Here is a 17,998-nt window from a genome sequence, read left to right as displayed (position 1 = left end):
ATTAATTCCCCTTCATAAAATAAATTAAAACACATAATAATAAAAGTTTTCCACAATGTGTGGATAAAAAAATATTTTAAAAAGAAATAAACATAATGAATAACACTAAAAAGCAATAGTTTAGTATTTATATATCTTTTTTCCACTTTTCCACAAAAGGTTATAAAAAATGTTGAAAAAGTTCATATAAAAACACAATGGATAAATTTTCTTAAAAATAACAATAAAAAACTATACTTTTTCCAGCACTTATATTATAATTAACAAGAATTATCAACTTTAAAAGGGGGTTTGAATACAATGAAAAGAACTTGACAACCATCAAAAATTAAACACGCTCGTGTTCACGGTTTTAGAGCTAGAATGGCTACTAAAAATGGAAGAAAAGTTATCAAAGCTCGTAGAGCAAAAGGTAGAGCTAAATTAACTGCTTAATTTTTTTGTGAAATGAAAAATAAAAAAATTATAAAAAAGAATTTTGAATTTCAAGAAATAATAAGTAAGCAAGAATTTCATAGAAATTCTGCATTTGTAATTTATTATTCTAAAAACGATAAAGGATATTTTAGATACGGTATAAGTGTTGGTAAAAAATTAGGCAACGCAGTTACTAGAAATAAAATTAAAAGACAAATTAGAATGATGATTCAAGATCAAATAAAGATATTGCCTGAATTCTCATACGATATTGTAATTATTGCAAGAAACAGAATGATGCAAAATTCATTTGATCAAAATCAAAAAGAATTAAACAAATTAGTTGTTAGATTTTTAAAATAGCAAGGAGGTGCTAATTTTGTATAATGAAAATCAATTATTTATGTCTAACCCAAAGAAAAATGGGGTTATGTCATACATGAACTCAAATAGCACCACAAAATCAAAAAAAACTTTTTGACAAAAAATGTCAGACAGTAATGATAGAAAAAGAATATTAAAGTTAATTTGAAAATGATTTAAAATTTTAGGATTTTTATTCATCATAATCTCAATGATTTGAGGTTGTGTACAAATGTATCAAGATCCATATTTAATTCAAGAAGTAACAGATATGACTGGTAGAAGAGTATATATGCCAGGGGTTTCATTTGAAATAGTTATTTCCGCATTGGGTGAAAGACCTTCTCAAAACTGAGCAGTGATTGTAACTGGTTTAAATGGACAACAATATGCTTATAATGTTATTAGTTCATGATCAGAAGCATTCTCAAAAACAGGTTCACCTTTCTATGGATTTTTCGTTTATCCAACAGCCTTATTACTTAACTCATTAATAAAAGGTATGTCCGGAACATTGAATCCAGAACTAGGTAATACAAGTTATGGTGTATCAGTTATATTTGCTATCTTGTTTACAGTTATTATTATTAAATCTATTTCGTTGGCATTTACTTGAAAATCTCAAGTAAATCAACACAAACAACAAGCTTTCCAATTAAAACAAGCTGACATTCAAGCTAAATATAAAGGTGATAAATCACCTCAAGCAAGACAAAAAATGTCAGCAGAGATGCAAGCTCTTCAAAAGAAAGAAGGCTTCTCACCATTTTCATCAATGGCAGGGGCTTTCGCATCAATGCCATTCCTATTCGCTATTTATGCAATTGTTAGATCAACAAAATCATTAAAAATTGCTAACGTAGGTATGATTGCATTAATTGAAAAACCATGATCTCAAATGTTAAATGGTGAAGTAATCTATCTATCACTACTTGCTGTTTATTTACCATTGCAAATCATCTCAATGTTATTACCACTTGTTTTACAATCAATTAAACAAAAATCTATAACATTAACTGAAGCACAAAGAAAATCACGTAAAAAACAATTTATTATGCAAGGTGTATTTGCCTTTGTATTTATCTTTGTTGTTGCGTCAGTTGCCTCAGGGGTTGCAATTTACTGAATATTCTCATCAACTTTCCAAATAATTCAAACTTTAGGTTTCTTCTTCTGAAATCAACACAAAGCAAATCGTTCTGTGCAAGAAGTTCAACGTAGAAAACGACAAGAAGAAAGAAGATTAAAAAAACTAAGTAAATAATTTAAATAACAGGAAACTGTTATTTTTTTATTAAAAATTTATTTTAAATGAGACATTAAATGTATAATTTTTGTAGAAATAAATATGGAGATTTTTATAATGAAATGGTTATTTACAGACTTTGATGGAACTTTAAGAAATAGTAGAAATGAAAAAAATATAATATCTGAAAAAGATATGAATTTTGTTAAGAATTTACAACAAAAAGGAAATAAAATAATAATATCAACAGGTAGACCTTTTGAGCACATAGATAAACATATTAAAGAAACCTATTCTGATTTTTTACCTGATTATTATTTAACTAATGCAGGGGCAGCTATATATGACAATCAAGGAAAAGAAATCTTTTCTCAATATTTAGATGAAAATTTATCAAAAGAAATAATCGAATTTGTTAAAAATAATCGAAGCGAAATATTTAGTCTTGTTTATTCATTTAAAGGTGAAGAAGATTTCTTTTATCATGACTTTTGAAAAGAGGAGATGGAAATAACTTTTATGGGTATGAAACCACAGAATAGATCTTTTGATTACATAGATGGTAAGCAAATAATATGTTTTAAAATGAGTTGTACACCATCTGTATGAACAAAACTTATGCAAACACTTGAAAATAAAAATTTAAAGTTTAGTTATGTTTCTAATAATTTAAAAGAAATAACTTTTAATGAGATACATCATGCAAACGTTTCAAAAGGTAATGCGATAAAAGAAATGGCGAAAGTTTTCAATATATGTAATGATGATATAATTGTTGCTGGTGATGATAATAATGATTTATCAATGTTTAAAGAGTTTTATGATAATTCTTACATAGTGATGCAAGAACATAATAAAAATATAAGAGATAAAGCCAAATTTATTATTGATAGTTTGAGTGATATTAAATTGGATTAGTTTTAAAAAAGCAATTTTAAATGTATAATAATATTGCCGTGATAAAGATTACGCCCGAATGAGTCAGGACCGGAAGGTAGCAGCTATAAGGGAATGTGTCTTGTATCACGGTTTTTTTGTTTATAATTAAAATATGAAGAATTTAAATACGTACATAAATAAAATAAAAGTTAAAAATAAATCAAAAGACATACCTGTTTTTTCTTGTTTAATAAAAGACAATAAAATAGTTTTTAAGTCAAAAAATAATAGTTATAAAATAAAAAAAATAACAGGTCATGCTGAAATAAATGTTATGAACAAGGCCTTTAAAAAAATAAAAAAAGGTAACCTTTCTGAATATACACTGTTTACAACTTTAGAACCTTGTTTGATGTGTTATGGTGCAATAAAACAGGCAAAGATAAAAGAAATAATATATTTAACAGAAAATGTAAAGTTGAGCTTTAGAAACGATGTGAACATAGATCAAATTAAAATAAATATACGTAAACTTGATCATGAAGAACTTCAATCAAAATACCAAAAAATAATTTCAGATTTTTTTCAAAAGAAAAGATAGGATAAAGTAATGCCCATAGGGCTTTTTTTATTTTAAAATAGCAATATTATTTTGGTTTTTAATCGTTATTAAAATTAGTATTGATTTATATATTAATTACACACAAGAGGTTTATAACAACACTCAAAAATGTTAAAATTAATAATAAATATAATTTATTAGTTGGAGGATTCATGGAACAAAATAAAGCTTTATATAGAAAATATAGACCAAGTAATTTTGGTGATATAGCAGGGCACCAAAATGTTGTTGAAATATTAAAGAACGAATTAAAAAATAATAAAATAAGTCACTCATTTCTTTTTGCTGGTCAAAGAGGAACTGGAAAAACATCAATAGCAAGAATTTTAGCCAAAAGTGTTAACTGTTTAAATATTAAAGATGGACTTGCTTGTGAAGTTTGTGAAAGTTGTATAGCTTCAAATGAACAAAGAAATCCTGACATTATAGAAATGGACGCTGCATCTAATAATGGTGTTGATGAAATTAGAGAAATAAAAAATAATATTAATTCATTACCATTTATAGGTAAATACAAAATTTACATAATAGATGAAGTTCATATGTTAACAAAAGCGGCTTTTAATGCATTACTTAAAACACTTGAAGAACCTCCTGTTCATGCAATATTTATTTTAGCAACAACTGAATATGCAAAAATACCAGCAACAATACTTTCAAGATGTCAGATATTTAATTTTAAAAAAATAGACAGAATATCATTGATGAATAGATTAAGTTTCATTTGTGAAAATGAAGGATATAAAATTGATAAAGCTGTACTTGAAGAAATAGCAATTATTTCAGAAGGATCACTAAGAGATGCATCAAACGTAATTGAACAATTAATGACTGTAACTTCAGATCACATAACAGTTGAAGATTTAAAATCAGTTTTCTATGTTGCAACAAAAAATGAAAAAATGAAAATATTAACTAATATCTTAAATAATGATCCAGCAACAATAATAAATTATTTTGAAAAAGCTAATAATCAAGGAATGGATTTTGATGTTTTCACTTTAAGCTTAATAGAAATAGTAAAAGAAATAATTGAGTTCAAATTTACAAATGACGAAAATGTTTTAAATATATTAGACAAATCTGATTTAAATGAATTTGCTCAAGTAAATGTAAAGTCATTATTTGAAGTGGCTGATAATTTAAGTGAAGCATATGCAAAAACAAAAGGTACAAATATTAATTTTAATTATTTATTAATTAGCTTATTAAAAACTTTAAAAGAACCAACTGAACATAAAATAAAAATTGAAGAAAGTGTTTTAACAATTCAAGAAAACATAATTGTAAAAGAAGTCATTGCTGAACCAGTTCATATACAAGAACCAGAAAAACAAATTTTAATTGAAAAAGTTGAAGAAATAAAAGAAGAAGTTATAGAACAACCAATAAAAACATTTGAAGAAAAAATTACACAAGTAAAAGATATTGAAATAAAAGAAGAAAGCGTTTCAATAGATGATGATTATGAATTAAAAACATTAACAAATTTAAAAATACAGTTAAATAAAAATTTAGTTGATAACGAAGAAAAGAAAACTTATAAAGTCGAAATTAATGAAGTTATAAACTTATTAGTTGGAGCCAATAAAAATAAAAGAGAGGATATTGAAAATAAAATAAATAGCTTCTTTAAAGTGGATGAACAAGATAATTTATTAAATCCTGATTTAGCAAAAAAATATATTAATTTTTTCAACTTTAAAGTTATAGCTGCATCTCAAAATGAAATCCTTTTAAGAGCTGATGATTTTGAAAATGTAAATAACCTATTAGTATTTTTACAAAATGAAGAATATAGAGAGTCTATTCAAAAAGAATTTGGAAAAGCTTTATTTTTACCAATTGATGAAACTCTTTGAAATGAAGTTAAAATATCATTTAAGAGACTTAAAGAAAATAATCAATTGCCAAGTTATGAAGAAATAAATTATGATTCATATTTTGACAAGAAAAAGCAATCTATGGTGCTAAGTCATTTTGATGATAAAACAATTGAGGCAGCATCAAGATTATTTAATATAGATGAATTAGAAATAGAGGATTAGATATGAATAATGAATTGTTTGAAGAAATTATAAATAATATAAATAAAAACAATGGACTTACTAAAAAGACAAGTGAGAGATTGGTAAATAATTTGATTATAGATAAATTTGCTTTAGACAATTTTTCTAAACAATTAAATTTTATAAAAGACAATTTTTCTATTTGCCCTATTTGCAATTACTATCAAATTAAAAACGAATGTTTGATTTGCTCAGATGAAACTAGAAACCAAAATGTTATTTGTGTTGTTGCAAGTCAACTTGATGTTAATAATATTGAAAAAATTAATAAATATAAAGGTCTTTATCATGTACTTGGATCAGAAATAAATCTAAACAAAAAAAGATCACCTTCAGAAATAAATTTTGAAAGCTTATTATCTAGAATTGAAAAAAACACTGAATTGATATTAGCATTAAACGCAACTTTTGAAGGAGAGCTAACAACAAATTATATTTATCAATTAACTAAAAACATGAATATAAACATTACGAGAATAGCAAAAGGTATACCAATGGGTGGTAGCCTTGATTATATGGATGAAACAACACTTGAAAGCGCATTTAAAAATAGAAAGAAATACGAGGTTTAATATGTTCATAACAATTGAAGGAATGGATGGTAGTGGAAAAACAACTGCACTACAAAGAGTAAAACAATATTTAGAAGATTTGAATTATAAAGTAGTTATGACTAGAGAACCTGGTGGACTACCGCTATCTGAAAAAATTAGAGAACTAATTTTAAATAAAGATGGTGTAGGAATGGAACCTTGAACAGAGGCGTTGCTTTTTATTGCTGCAAGAAAAGAACATCTTGAAAAAGTTATCAAACCTTATCTTAAAAAAGGATATATAGTTATATCTGACAGATTTATGGATTCAACAACCGCATATCAAGGTGGAGCTAGAGGGCTTGGGGTTGATTACTTAAATGAGTTACAAAAAAATATTCTTGAAGGTTTTCTTCCTGATCTAACTTTATATTTTGAATTAAGTTTTGAGGATGCTGAAAAAAGACTTTCTGCAAGACCTGAAGAAAAGAATAGATTAGATGAAGAAGGAAGAAAGTTTAAAGAAGCAGTAAAATTAGCTTTCGAAGAATTAGTGGTTAAAGAACCAAATAGAATAACTGTCATTGATGCTTCAAAATCACCTGAAGAAGTTTTTGAAGAAACTAAAAAAGTTATCTTAGAAAAGATTGAATTATGAAAAAAAGAGAAGCGTTAGAAAAATTTGTTGAGCAATTAAAAAATAAAAAGATGTTTAGCTCTATATTAATTTCAAACGATAATCAAGAAACTTTAAATGATTTTGCAAACAATTTATCTAGAACAATTTTTTGTGAAAACTTAGGTATTGAAAAAGATTCTTGTGATAACTGCAAAAGATTTGAAAATAAAAGTTTGTCAAATTTTGTAGTATTAGGAGATGGAAGTCTTGCAATAAACAAAAATGACGTCGTTGAACTTATGCAAAAGTTTTCTTTGACGACTAATGAAGTTAATAAGTTTAAAGTATATGTTTTATCTAATGCAGAAAATTTAAAAAATGAATCTGCAAACTCTTTATTAAAATTTATTGAAGAACCCCCTGAAAATACAATTGCTATTTTATTAACTAAAAATAAAAGTCAAGTTTTACCAACCATAAAATCAAGATGTAAATTAATTGTTTTAGAAAATGAAAATCAAGATGAATCACCTAAAAATATTATTGAAGAACTTTTAGAAAAAGATAAAAACTCAATTTTGCTTGCAAACGCTGAATTGAAAAAGATTGATAAGTCTGAATTAATTGCTATGCTAGAAGTTGCATACAATAGAACAATAATAAAAAAATATTTAAATTTAGCAGAAGCAACTTTGCAATTAATTAATGATTTAAAATTTACATTTCAAACAAATTTAGCAATAGATGTTTTCTTAATACATATAAGTGAGGTAGTGTAATGAAAATTTTAAATGACCTTTTAGGTTATGAAGATAGAAAAATTTATCAAGACTCGGAAATGTTTAACTTCACATTAGATAGTGTATTGATTGCAAGATTTATAAATTTAAAAAGTAGTATTAAAAAAATAGTAGACTTTGGCACAAATAATGCAGTAATTCCGTTAATAGTTTCTAAATATACAAATGCAAAAATTGTAGGAGTAGAGATTCAAACAAAAGCTGCTGAGTTGGCTATTGAAAACATTGAGTTAAACAAGTTAACAGAGCAAGTTGAAATTGTTAATTCTGACATTAAGACTTATGCAAAAGAAATGGCAAATAAATTTGATGCAGTAATATGCAATCCTCCTTTTTTTAAAAAACATGAAGAATCAAAAGTTAAAAAAATTAGTGAAGAAGTTGTAAATGCCAGACATGAAACTTTAATTACTTTGGAAGAAATAATTAAAAACGCAGGTTTAATTTTAAAAAATGGTGGATCATTCACTTTAGTTCATAGACCTGAAAGAATTGGTGAAATAATCAATTTAATGTACAAATATAAATTTGCACCAAAAAGAATGCAATTTGTTCACTCAAAAGCAAACGATGAAGCCAAAACTGTTTTAATTGATGCTATATTAGAAGGCAATGAAGGTATGCAAATACTTAAACCGCTTATTTCTCATAAAGATGATGAATCTTATACAAATGAATTACTAAGGTATTTTAAGGATTAAGGCATGGAAAGATTTAAATTAAATACAACACTTTCATATCTAGTTGCTGTGTCAGGTGGGCCTGATAGTATGTTTATGTTAAACGAATTAATTAAAATGAATATTAAAGAAATTGTTGTTTGTCATGTTAATTATAATTTCAGAGAAGACTCATGAAAAGATCAAAAACTAGTTGAAGATTTCTGTTTAAAAAATAATTTAAAACTTGAAAAACTTATAATTAATCAAGATTACTCAAAACTAAAAGAAAATTTTGAAAGTTGAGCAAGAAATATCAGATATGATTTTTTTGTTGAAATATCAAAGAAATATAATATTCAAAATGTACTTATAGCACACAATAGAAATGATTTAGTTGAAACATTTTTATTACAACAAGATAGAAAAGGATATGTTAAACATTATGGTTTAAATAAGACTTCTACTTATAAAGAAATAACAATTGTTAGACCGATGCTAAATATTTTAAAATCTGAAATTCTTAAATCATTAAAAGAAGAAAATATAGCATTTGTCATTGATTCAACTAATGAAGATAAAAAATATAAAAGAAATAAAATAAGAGCAAATCTATCTGAATCCACTTTTAATGATTTTGAAGAGACAATAAAAAAATTAAATAAAAAATTAGAAATAATAAATTTAGAAGTTAATTGATATGTAAATAATAATATGTCAGCTGATGAATTAAAAATAAATAAAAATTTACAAGACCAAGATCTAGAGTTTATTCAAAGAACAATTTATAAATGATTAGAAGTAATTAAAAAAGATTTTGTTATCCAGAATAGAAGAAACAAAACTATTTTTGAAATTGCTAAAAATATTAAAGTTTCAGAAAAAGTTTTTTGAGAAATAAATATAGGTGAATACTCAATAATAAAAGATTATGAAAACTTATTTATTATTGAAACAAAAGCTATACAACCTAAAACAATTTTAATCAAGTCAAAAGAAGATTTATACTTGTCAGAAGAATTTATAAATTGATTAGATTTATTAAACGCAATCAAAAGAAATAAGGAAAATTATCCCTACGTAATAACAAATGATTTTTTAACTTATAAATTAAATACTTATACGTTTGGTAAAAAAACAAATAGATATTTAATTGATAAAAAAATAAGATATAAAAATAGAATGTTAAAAGCTGTAGTTTACAGTACTAAAACAAAGAAAATCTTAAATACCATTAAGTAGAGTAATAATACAAATAATGGTATTATTAAAATAGAATAAAAATCTTGAGATGGAGGAATAAAATGAAGACTAAAAAAAGTAAGTCAACTTTATGGTTTTGGTTAATAATCTTATTAGCTATTATAGTTACAATTATTATTATTGCCGTTACTGTTAAAGGAACAACTCAGGTTATAAGTGACGCGACTTTCGCAGATTGAATGTCAAAATCACCACAAATAGATCCGAACGCTGATAAATATTGAAAAAATGTAATTATTTATTATGGTTCAAACAATACGGTTGTTGTAAAGGGTAGTTATTTTTTAGAAAGTACAGGAAAATATGTAAATTTTGTGGCATATTTGACACAAAAAAGGTTTGAGACTATAATGGCTGATAAACCTTACCCATGACCAGCGCTTGTTTACCAAGGATCTGTAGGAATGGCATTATTAGTTTCATTAGCACCATTATTAATTTATGTATTATTATTTGGTGGAATTATTTGATTCATGATGAAAAGTTCTTCTGGTGCTGGTGCTGGAGCAGGTAATATATTTGGTATGGGTAAAAATAGAGCTCGTGCTGAAAAATCAGATGTTAAATTTGCCAACGTAGCTGGAATCGAAGAAGAAAAATCAGAATTAGTAGAATTAGTAGATTATTTAAAATTCCCTGCAAAATATGCAGAAGCTGGAGCAAGAGCGCCAAAAGGTGTTCTAATGGAAGGTCCACCAGGGACTGGTAAAACATTACTTGCTAAAGCAGTAGCTGGAGAAGCTGGAGTTTCATTCTTCTCTATCGCTGGATCAGAATTTGAAGAAATGTTTGTTGGGGTTGGTGCAAGTCGTGTGCGTGAAATGTTCAACGATGCTAAAAAATCAGCACCAGCAATTATATTTATTGATGAAATTGATGCAGTAGGTAGAAAAAGAAATAATGGAATGGGTTCAGGTGGAAACGAACAAACATTAAACCAATTATTGGTTGAAATGGATGGATTCGGAACTAACTCAGGAATTATTGTTATGGCAGCTACAAACCGTGCTGACGTTTTAGACCCTGCTTTGTTAAGACCAGGTCGTTTTGATAGAGTTATCCAAGTATCTTTACCTGATATTAAAGAACGTAAAGCTATTTTAGAATTACATGCTAAAGGTAAAAAAATTGATGGTTCTGTTGATTGATATAGAGTTGCTGAAAGAACACCAGGTTTCTCAGGTGCTCAATTAGAAAACGTTTTAAACGAAGCTGCTATATTAATGGTTAGAGAAAAACGTGACATTATTACAATTACTGAAATTGATGAAGCTATTGATCGTGTAGTTGGTGGGCCAGCTAAAAAATCAAGAGCAATGACTAAACAAGATAAAGATATTGTTTCATATCATGAATCTGGACATGCTTTAATTGGTTTAAAACTTGATAGTGCATCAAAAGTTCAAAAAGTAACAATTATACCTCGTGGAAATGCTGGTGGTTACACAATCATGACTCCAAAAGATGAAACAGTATTCTCATCTAAAAAAGATTTATTCGCAACTATTGCAGGTTATTTAGGTGGAAGAGCCGCTGAAGAAATAATGTTTGGTAAAGAAAACGTTACAACAGGGGCTCATGATGACTTAGATAAAGCTACAAATATAGCTAGAAGAATGGTTGTTCAATTTGGTATGTCAAGTTTAGGTATGACAAAATTCTTAACTATGGCTGAAGAGTCATACGGTAAAATGGAAGGTACTTATTCTGATGAAACAGCAGCTAGAATTGATGCTGAAATTTCAAAAATTCTTGAAGAGTCATACAAAATTGCTTTAAAAATAATTAAAGAAAATATGGAAACTTTAGAATTATTGGCAGAATCACTAAGGGTTTTAGAAACTATTACTGCTGAACAAATTGAATACATTAATGTTAATAAAAAATTGCCAGAAGAAGTTTTAGAACAAAAAAACAGAATGGCAAAAGAAGATGAAAAAATAAAAAAAGGTGAAATCATCGACATTAAAGTAGAAGATTTAGATATTGATTAGATTAAAGTTGGTTTTTATAAAAATTAAAATACCTGTTAAGGTATTTTTTACTTTAAGTAATTTATTTATAATTGCTTATAAATTAAAAAAGACTAAAATTAAATAGACATAAAATTAGAAAAGGAGAATTGCTATGAATAAACATTTTGATGTTATTGTTATTGGTGGTGGTCATGCAGGTGTTGAAGCTGCCTTGGCATCTGCAAGATTAAACAAAAAAACAGCATTAATTAATCTTTATAAAGATAGAATTGCCGCAATGCCTTGCAACCCAAGTGTTGGTGGACCTGCAAAAGGTATAGTTGTAAGAGAAATTGACGCATTAGGTGGCGAAATGGCAAAAGCTGCTGATAAAACAGCTTTACAAACAAAACTACTCAATTCTTCTAGAGGGCCTGGTGTTTGAGCACTAAGAGTCCAATCAGATAAAGAAGAATATTCAAAATATATGCAAAAAATTGTTGAAGAACAAATAAATTTACAATTAATAGAGTCTATTGCAACAGATCTTATTATTGAAAATAATACAGTAACGGGTGTTTTATTAAAAGATGGAGAAATTTTAAAATCAAAATGTGTTGTTTTAACAACGGGAACATATTTAAAATCAGAGATCTTAACTGGACATGAAAAATTTTCTTCAGGCCCAAACGAAGAACCGACATCTAATGGAATAAGTGAATCTTTAAAAAAATCTGGAGTTGAACTTTTTAGATTTAAAACAGGAACTCCTCCAAGAATATACAAAAACTCTGTTGATCTTTCTAAAGCTATTAAAGAACCAGGGACTGACGCAAAATTAGCTTTCAGTTTTTCTACAAATGAATACACACCAATTGAAAAGCAAGAACTTTGCTACTTAATTCATTCAAGTTCTGAAACAAAAAAAATAATCGAAGATAATTTGACAAAATCAGCAATGTATTCAGGTAAAGTAGAATCTATAGGTCCTAGATACTGTCCAAGTTTTGAAGATAAAATTGTAAGATTTTCATCAAAAGAAACTCATCAAATTTTTATTGAGCCAGAATCAATTTCTGGTGATGCTTGATATATTCAGGGATTTTCAACTTCAATGCCAACAGATGTTCAATTGTTAATGATAAGATCATTGCCAGGTTTTGAAAAAGCTGAAGTAAAAACTTGGGCATATGCCATTGAGTACGATTGTGTAAATCCTATGCAATTGAATCCCTCATTAGAAATTAAGAATATTAATAATTTATTTACAGCAGGTCAAATAAATGGAACTAGTGGTTATGAAGAGGCAGCTGGCCAAGGATTAATTGCTGGTATTAACGCATCTAGAAAAATTGATGGATTAGATCCTTTGATTTTAAGAAGAGATGAAGCATATATAGGTGTCATGATAGATGATTTAATTAACAAAGGCGTATGGGAACCTTATAGACTTTTAACAAGTAGGGCAGAACACAGATTATTGTTAAGAAATGATAACGCTGAACATAGGCTAAAAGAAAAAGGATATGAGATAGGCCTAATTAAACAAGCAGAATATAATGAATACTTGAAATACACAGAAGAAATTAATAACGCAATAAAAGAGCTTGAAGAAATCAGATTTACTCCTAAGTCTGAACTAGCAATAAAATTAAAAGAATTAGGTCAAGCAGACTTAAGTCATGGATATAGTGGTATTGAAATTTTAAAAATACCAACTGTTGATATAGAGGTTATGATTCCGTACATTAGTTCTTTACAAAACCTAAAAAATAATCAACTTCAGTCTATTGTAATAGAAACTAGATTTGCCGGTTATGTAAAAACAGAAAGAAAAACTGTTGAAAGACTTGTTAAGCTTGAAAAGAAAAAAATACCTTCAGATATTGATTATGATAAGGTTGAAAATTTAGCAACAGAAGCTAGACAAAAGTTAAAAAAAGTTAAACCATTAAACATAGGACAAGCTTCTAGAATTACTGGAGTTAACCCTGCAGACATACAAATGTTGCTGTTTTATCTTAAAAATAACTATGCAACGGAGCAAAAGTAACACTAAAAGTTCACTCAGCAAAATAATTTGTTTATAATTATATAAAAAAGAAGGAGGCATAATCATGTCAATCGAAATGAAAAATAAAAAGCACACAAGAACCATTGCTTTAATATTTCTTTTAGTTTTATTTATAGCTTTAATATTTGCATTTAAACTTATAAACCAAGCTACAAATGGAACATCACAATGAGCACAAACAATTGCAGGCTCTGGATTAATAGAAAGTAAACACATAAATGCAGTGTGATTTACAGATAAAGGTCTAAGTCATTTTTTAGCAGGTCCAATGGGATTCAAATCATTTGCTCAATTCAAATTAGTTGCAACTGTTGGAACAACAGAAACATATAGTACATTCTTGTTGCCAATTTTTTGAGATTTATTAATTAACTGAATAGCTCTTGTTGGAATCATCTTTTTAGTAGTTTCAATAGTATTGAGTTTTGTAAAAGAAAATAAAATTAACAAGATTCTTTCAGAAAAAGGAACAACAACTGCTATTGAAGAAACTAAAGAAATTACTAAAGAAGAAATTAAACAAGAAGCAATTGAATTAGAAGAAAAATTAGAAGAAGAAATTGTAGCAAAACAACCAGTTAAGAAAAAAGTAAAAAAACCAGTAGCTAAAAAAGTTGAAGAAGTTAAAGTTGAAGAAGTTAAAGTTGAAGAAGCTAAAGTAGTTGCTAAAAAACCAGTAGCTAAAAAACCGGCAGCTAAAAAAGTTGAAGAAGCTAAAGTAGTTGCTAAAAAACCAGTAGCTAAAAAACCGGCAGCTAAAAAAGTTGAAGAAGCTAAAGTAGTTGCTAAAAAACCAGTAGCTAAAAAACCAGCGGCTAAAAAAGTTGAAGAAGCTAAAGTTGAAGAAGCTAAAGTAGTTGCTAAAAAACCAGCGGCTAAAAAACCAGCGGCTAAAAAAGTTGAAGAAGCTAAAGTAGTTGCTAAAAAACCAGTAGCTAAAAAACCAGTAGCTAAAAAAGTTGAAGAAGTTAAAGTTGAAGAAACTAAAGTAGCAGCAACAGCTAAAACTGAATCAAAATATGTTATTAAAAAACACTACAATCAAGTTTCTAAAAAAGATCTTTTAATTAAGTTAGAAGAAACTCATTCAGAATTTAGCAAAAAATCTGTTAAAGAAGTAGTTGATAGTGCTTTTGAAATCATGAGCAATGCAATTATAAATAATGAAGAAGTTTTAATTTCAAATTTTGGAAAACTAACAAAAATACACAAGGAAGCTAAAAAAGGTATTAACCCATCAACAGGTGAAACAATTGATATTCCTGCGTCAAATACAGTTAAATTCAAAGCCAATAAACATTTAAAAGAAAATATGTCAAAAGGTAAATGAACAGGTTTAACAAAAGTCAAAAAAGAAATTAAAAAATAATTAATAAAAACGCCGACAGGTGTTTTTTTATTTGTGCTTTTATTTATAAATAAAAAAAGATATAATATTTCAAACAATTGAATAAAAAAAACTTATACATGACAACATAACGGGTTGTCGACCTGCCTTAGGACCCATCCAAAGACTATAAGCGCAGAGGTTTTTTAGTTAATAAGAAACCTTTTTTATTTTGTTTTAGAAGGAGTATTAATGAAAAAACTATTATTAGCTTTATTGAGTACTACAATAATAAGCACTAGTGCCACTACAGTAATTTCTTGCGGTACAGAAAAACACTTTGGTGAAATCTATTTAATTACCGATTCAGGTAAAGTAGATGATAAATCTTTCAATCAATCAACATACGAAGCTGGAACAGAGTTTGTTCAAGAAATTTTGGGAATAAACCAAAAAATCGCATACATACAACCTGAGTCAACAGCACCAAAAACAATGAAGAGAGCGTATAAAACTGCTGAAAGCAACAATGCAAAAACACTTTTACTTCCAGGTTTTCACCATGCAATGCCTGGTGAAGGTGAACACCAAGCCGCAGAAGTTATGAAAAATTCTGGATCTACAATAATATTAGATTCAAATAGCGCAGCAAATAATGAAATAGGAGTTGTGTTTAGGGGAGATGTTTCTGGATTCTACGCTGGAATGTCATCAATAATATATTCATTAAAAAACGAAAATTATACAAATAATACACTATCACTAGGTGCTTATGGTGGAGTTTCTAATCCAGCATCAGTTGATAACTTTATTGTTGGATACTTGGCTTCGATAGAAGTTTATAATTATTTAGCAAAAGATACAGAATTTTTAAATCATTTTGATATCCCTGAAGCAACTAGAAATGTAACTGTTACAAAAGCTCAAACAGGTTGACCGAAGTCTAAAGATGATACAACATGATTTTCAAATAGTTTCCTTATAGGTCAATCAAAACTAGTATTAGATAATTTAAGAGACACCTCAAAATCAATTAAGCCAAATGTTTTAATGCCTGTTGCGGGTCCTCAAACTTCTGATGCGCTTAGTTATGATACATCTTGAAAAGTGATAGGAGTGGATACAAATCAAGCAGAATCATATGGGAAAGATGCTCAAAATAGGTTTATTACTTCAGCAGAGAAAGATTTAAAAAATGCAGCAATAGTTTCTTTGGCTCACACTCCGGAATGAATGAATAATGAACAATACCCAGATATTTTAAAAAAAGTGGATGAAGGTTATAAAGATAAAATTCAAATAACAAAAGAAGTTATAACTGATAATAAATCAGAGTTTGTGGATGTAAACATAGGTGACAAAGAACTTTGAACAGGCACTGATGTTTGAGTTAACGGAACAATGTCTTATGGAGGATCAAATCTTTTAGATGAAGATTTAGCTATTAAAATTAAAAAATACTTTAGTGCAGAAGCTCTGACAGAGGCTTCAAAATCATTATTTTCTAAATATATCAATGGAACAATACCTTCAACAGGAACTATAATCGCGCAAGAACCAATTAAAGATTACGCTGATACTATACTAAACGAACTTAACAAAAGTACAAAAAAAATTAATGAGTAAAGGAGAATCATGAAAAATATTAATGCTGTAGAAATGAAAAATATTTCAATGATTTTCAATAAAAAAATCATTGCCAATAAAAACATTAATTTAGATGTCAAAAAAGGTGAAGTACATGCTTTAATGGGCGAGAATGGTGCAGGTAAATCTACATTAATGTCAATCTTGTTTGGGATTTATGAACCAACAGAGGGAAATATATTTATAAACGGTAAAGAAGAAATAATATCTTCGCCGGTAAAAGCAACTAAATTAGGAATAGGAATGGTTCACCAACATTTTAAATTGGTCGATATATTTCCTGTTTGAAAGAACATAATTTTAGGTTCTGAAGAAACTCAGTATAAACAAATAATTAATAAGAAAAAAATCATTGAAGATTTAACTTCAATAATGAAGGAATATAATCTTGAAGTTGATTTAAATGCCAAGGTTAAAGATATTTCTGTAGGAATGAAACAAAGAGTAGAAATATTAAAAATTCTTTACAGAAAAGCTGAGATAATGGTTTTTGATGAACCAACAGCTGTTCTAACACCATCAGAAATAGATGGTCTTTTAAAAGTGATAAAAGAATTAAAAGGCATGGGAAAAACAATAATTTTAATAACACATAAAATGGCAGAAATTAAAGAAGTTGCAGACAGAGCAACCATAATCCGTAAAGGACATTATGTTGGAACTTTTGATGTTAAGAAAACTTCTGCAAGCAAATTAGCAGAAGCCATGGTTGGAAGAAAAATAATTGAAATAAAAAACACTCATAAACAAAATAACAATGAAGACTTAATTGTTATTAAGAATTTAAATGTAAAAAAACATAGTAATAACAAAGTTTTAGGTTTAAAGAATTTTTCAACGACAATCAAAGCCGGAGAAATTTTGGGAATAGCTGGTGTTGAAGGGAATGGACAAATAGAATTGGCTGAAGCATTAAGTGGAATGACTAAAGTTGATAGTGGAAAAATATATGTCAATGATAAAAACATTACTCATGAATCAATAAGCAAAAGATATAATGTTCATAAAATGGGGTTTATCCCAGAAGATAGACATAAATTTGGTTTAGTTTTAGACGCAAACTTAATTACTAATGTTGCACTTCAAGATATTTCAACTAAGAAATATAGTAAGCATGGTTTTATAAACAAAACTGCAATGCAAACTCATACACAAAAAATAATTAGTAAATTTGATGTTAGAAATGCTGATGCAGGGTTTGCGATAGCTAGACAACTATCAGGTGGTAACCAACAAAAAATGATAATTGGCCGTGAACTTTCAAGAGACAACAATTTCATAATAATATTTCAGCCAACAAGAGGTTTAGATGTGGGTTCAATTGAATTTATTCATTCAGAAATATTAAAAGCAAAAGAAGAAGGAAAAGCTATTTTATTAATTTCATATGAGTTATCAGAAATATTGCAACTATCAGATCGCATTTTAGTTTTAAATTCAGGTCAAATAGTTGGAGAAATTTCAGGTAAAAATGCGACAAGGGAAAAATTAGGAGAGATGATGGTTTCATCGGTGGTGGAGTAAT

At 27.6% G+C, this 17,998-nt stretch carries 16 protein-coding genes and 1 other RNA gene; all 17 read left to right on the top strand.

Features of this window, described 5'->3' with window-relative positions; genetic code table 4:
* The first annotated feature begins 300 nt into the window (after positions 1 to 300).
* The 17 genes from rpmH to MFL_RS03540 all read left to right on the top strand — a co-directional run bounded on the left by rpmH (position 301) and on the right by MFL_RS03540 (position 17,997).
* Positions 301 to 435 (top strand): 50S ribosomal protein L34, encoded by a 135-nt coding sequence (gene rpmH, locus MFL_RS03620; protein WP_011183579.1) that lies wholly within the window; start codon positions 301 to 303, stop codon positions 433 to 435.
* A 12-nt stretch (positions 436 to 447) separates the two neighbouring features.
* Positions 448 to 780 carry a ribonuclease P protein component gene (gene rnpA / locus MFL_RS03615; RefSeq protein ID WP_011183578.1) on the top strand — a complete coding sequence of 111 codons (333 nt, stop codon included), beginning with the start codon at positions 448 to 450 and terminating at the stop codon, positions 778 to 780.
* Positions 781 to 820: 40 nt separating this feature from the next.
* Complete coding sequence (gene yidC, locus MFL_RS03610) at positions 821 to 2,044, top strand: membrane protein insertase YidC (protein WP_407635195.1); 1,224 nt, start codon at positions 821 to 823, stop codon at positions 2,042 to 2,044.
* A gap of 99 nt (positions 2,045 to 2,143) precedes the next feature.
* On the top strand, positions 2,144 to 2,944 hold the full coding sequence (locus MFL_RS03605; protein ID WP_011183576.1) for a Cof-type HAD-IIB family hydrolase: 801 nt from the start codon (positions 2,144 to 2,146) through the stop codon (positions 2,942 to 2,944).
* Positions 2,945 to 2,972: 28 nt separating this feature from the next.
* Positions 2,973 to 3,068, top strand: an RNA gene (ffs, locus tag MFL_RS03600) — signal recognition particle sRNA small type.
* A gap of 9 nt (positions 3,069 to 3,077) precedes the next feature.
* Positions 3,078 to 3,506 carry a nucleoside deaminase gene (locus tag MFL_RS03595; protein ID WP_011183575.1) on the top strand — a complete coding sequence of 143 codons (429 nt, stop codon included), beginning with the start codon at positions 3,078 to 3,080 and terminating at the stop codon, positions 3,504 to 3,506.
* Between the two features lie 173 nt (positions 3,507 to 3,679).
* Complete coding sequence (gene dnaX / locus MFL_RS03590; protein ID WP_011183574.1) at positions 3,680 to 5,575, top strand: DNA polymerase III subunit gamma/tau; 1,896 nt, start codon at positions 3,680 to 3,682, stop codon at positions 5,573 to 5,575.
* Positions 5,576 to 5,577: 2 nt separating this feature from the next.
* Positions 5,578 to 6,168, top strand: coding sequence for a recombination mediator RecR (gene recR / locus MFL_RS03585; protein ID WP_011183573.1), 591 nt, complete (start codon positions 5,578 to 5,580; stop codon positions 6,166 to 6,168).
* A 1-nt stretch (position 6,169) separates the two neighbouring features.
* The gene (gene tmk, locus MFL_RS03580; RefSeq protein ID WP_011183572.1) at positions 6,170 to 6,805 is read left to right on the top strand and encodes a dTMP kinase; all 636 of its coding nucleotides are present in this window, start codon (positions 6,170 to 6,172) and stop codon (positions 6,803 to 6,805) included.
* Complete coding sequence (locus tag MFL_RS03575; protein ID WP_011183571.1) at positions 6,784 to 7,527, top strand: DNA polymerase III subunit delta'; 744 nt, start codon at positions 6,784 to 6,786, stop codon at positions 7,525 to 7,527. Before tmk ends, MFL_RS03575 begins: the two co-directional genes overlap by 22 nt.
* Positions 7,527 to 8,249 carry a tRNA1(Val) (adenine(37)-N6)-methyltransferase gene (locus tag MFL_RS03570; protein WP_011183570.1) on the top strand — a complete coding sequence of 241 codons (723 nt, stop codon included), beginning with the start codon at positions 7,527 to 7,529 and terminating at the stop codon, positions 8,247 to 8,249. Before MFL_RS03575 ends, MFL_RS03570 begins: the two co-directional genes overlap by 1 nt.
* 3 nt (positions 8,250 to 8,252) lie before the next feature.
* Positions 8,253 to 9,449, top strand: a complete 1,197-nt coding sequence (gene tilS / locus MFL_RS03565) for a tRNA lysidine(34) synthetase TilS (RefSeq protein WP_011183569.1) — start codon at positions 8,253 to 8,255, stop codon at positions 9,447 to 9,449.
* Positions 9,450 to 9,511: 62 nt separating this feature from the next.
* A complete protein-coding gene (gene ftsH / locus MFL_RS03560; RefSeq protein WP_011183568.1) occupies positions 9,512 to 11,464 on the top strand; it encodes an ATP-dependent zinc metalloprotease FtsH in 1,953 nt (650 codons plus the stop codon).
* A 133-nt stretch (positions 11,465 to 11,597) separates the two neighbouring features.
* Complete coding sequence (mnmG, locus tag MFL_RS03555; RefSeq protein WP_011183567.1) at positions 11,598 to 13,478, top strand: tRNA uridine-5-carboxymethylaminomethyl(34) synthesis enzyme MnmG; 1,881 nt, start codon at positions 11,598 to 11,600, stop codon at positions 13,476 to 13,478.
* 64 nt (positions 13,479 to 13,542) lie between these two features.
* Entirely contained in the window at positions 13,543 to 14,868 is a 1,326-nt protein-coding gene (locus MFL_RS03550) for an HU family DNA-binding protein (protein WP_011183566.1), read from the top strand.
* A 210-nt stretch (positions 14,869 to 15,078) separates the two neighbouring features.
* Positions 15,079 to 16,452, top strand: coding sequence for a xylose ABC transporter substrate-binding protein (locus MFL_RS03545; RefSeq protein WP_011183565.1), 1,374 nt, complete (start codon positions 15,079 to 15,081; stop codon positions 16,450 to 16,452).
* Between the two features lie 9 nt (positions 16,453 to 16,461).
* Complete coding sequence (locus MFL_RS03540) at positions 16,462 to 17,997, top strand: ABC transporter ATP-binding protein (protein WP_011183564.1); 1,536 nt, start codon at positions 16,462 to 16,464, stop codon at positions 17,995 to 17,997.
* The last annotated feature ends 1 nt before the right edge of the window (position 17,998 follow it).

The organism is Mesoplasma florum L1, assembly GCF_000008305.1.
Classification (GTDB): Bacteria; Bacillota_I; Bacilli_A; order Mycoplasmatales; family Mycoplasmataceae; genus Mesoplasma; species Mesoplasma florum.
Note: the sequence above shows the minus strand (reverse complement) of the source record. Positions and strands in the feature narration are given on the sequence as shown.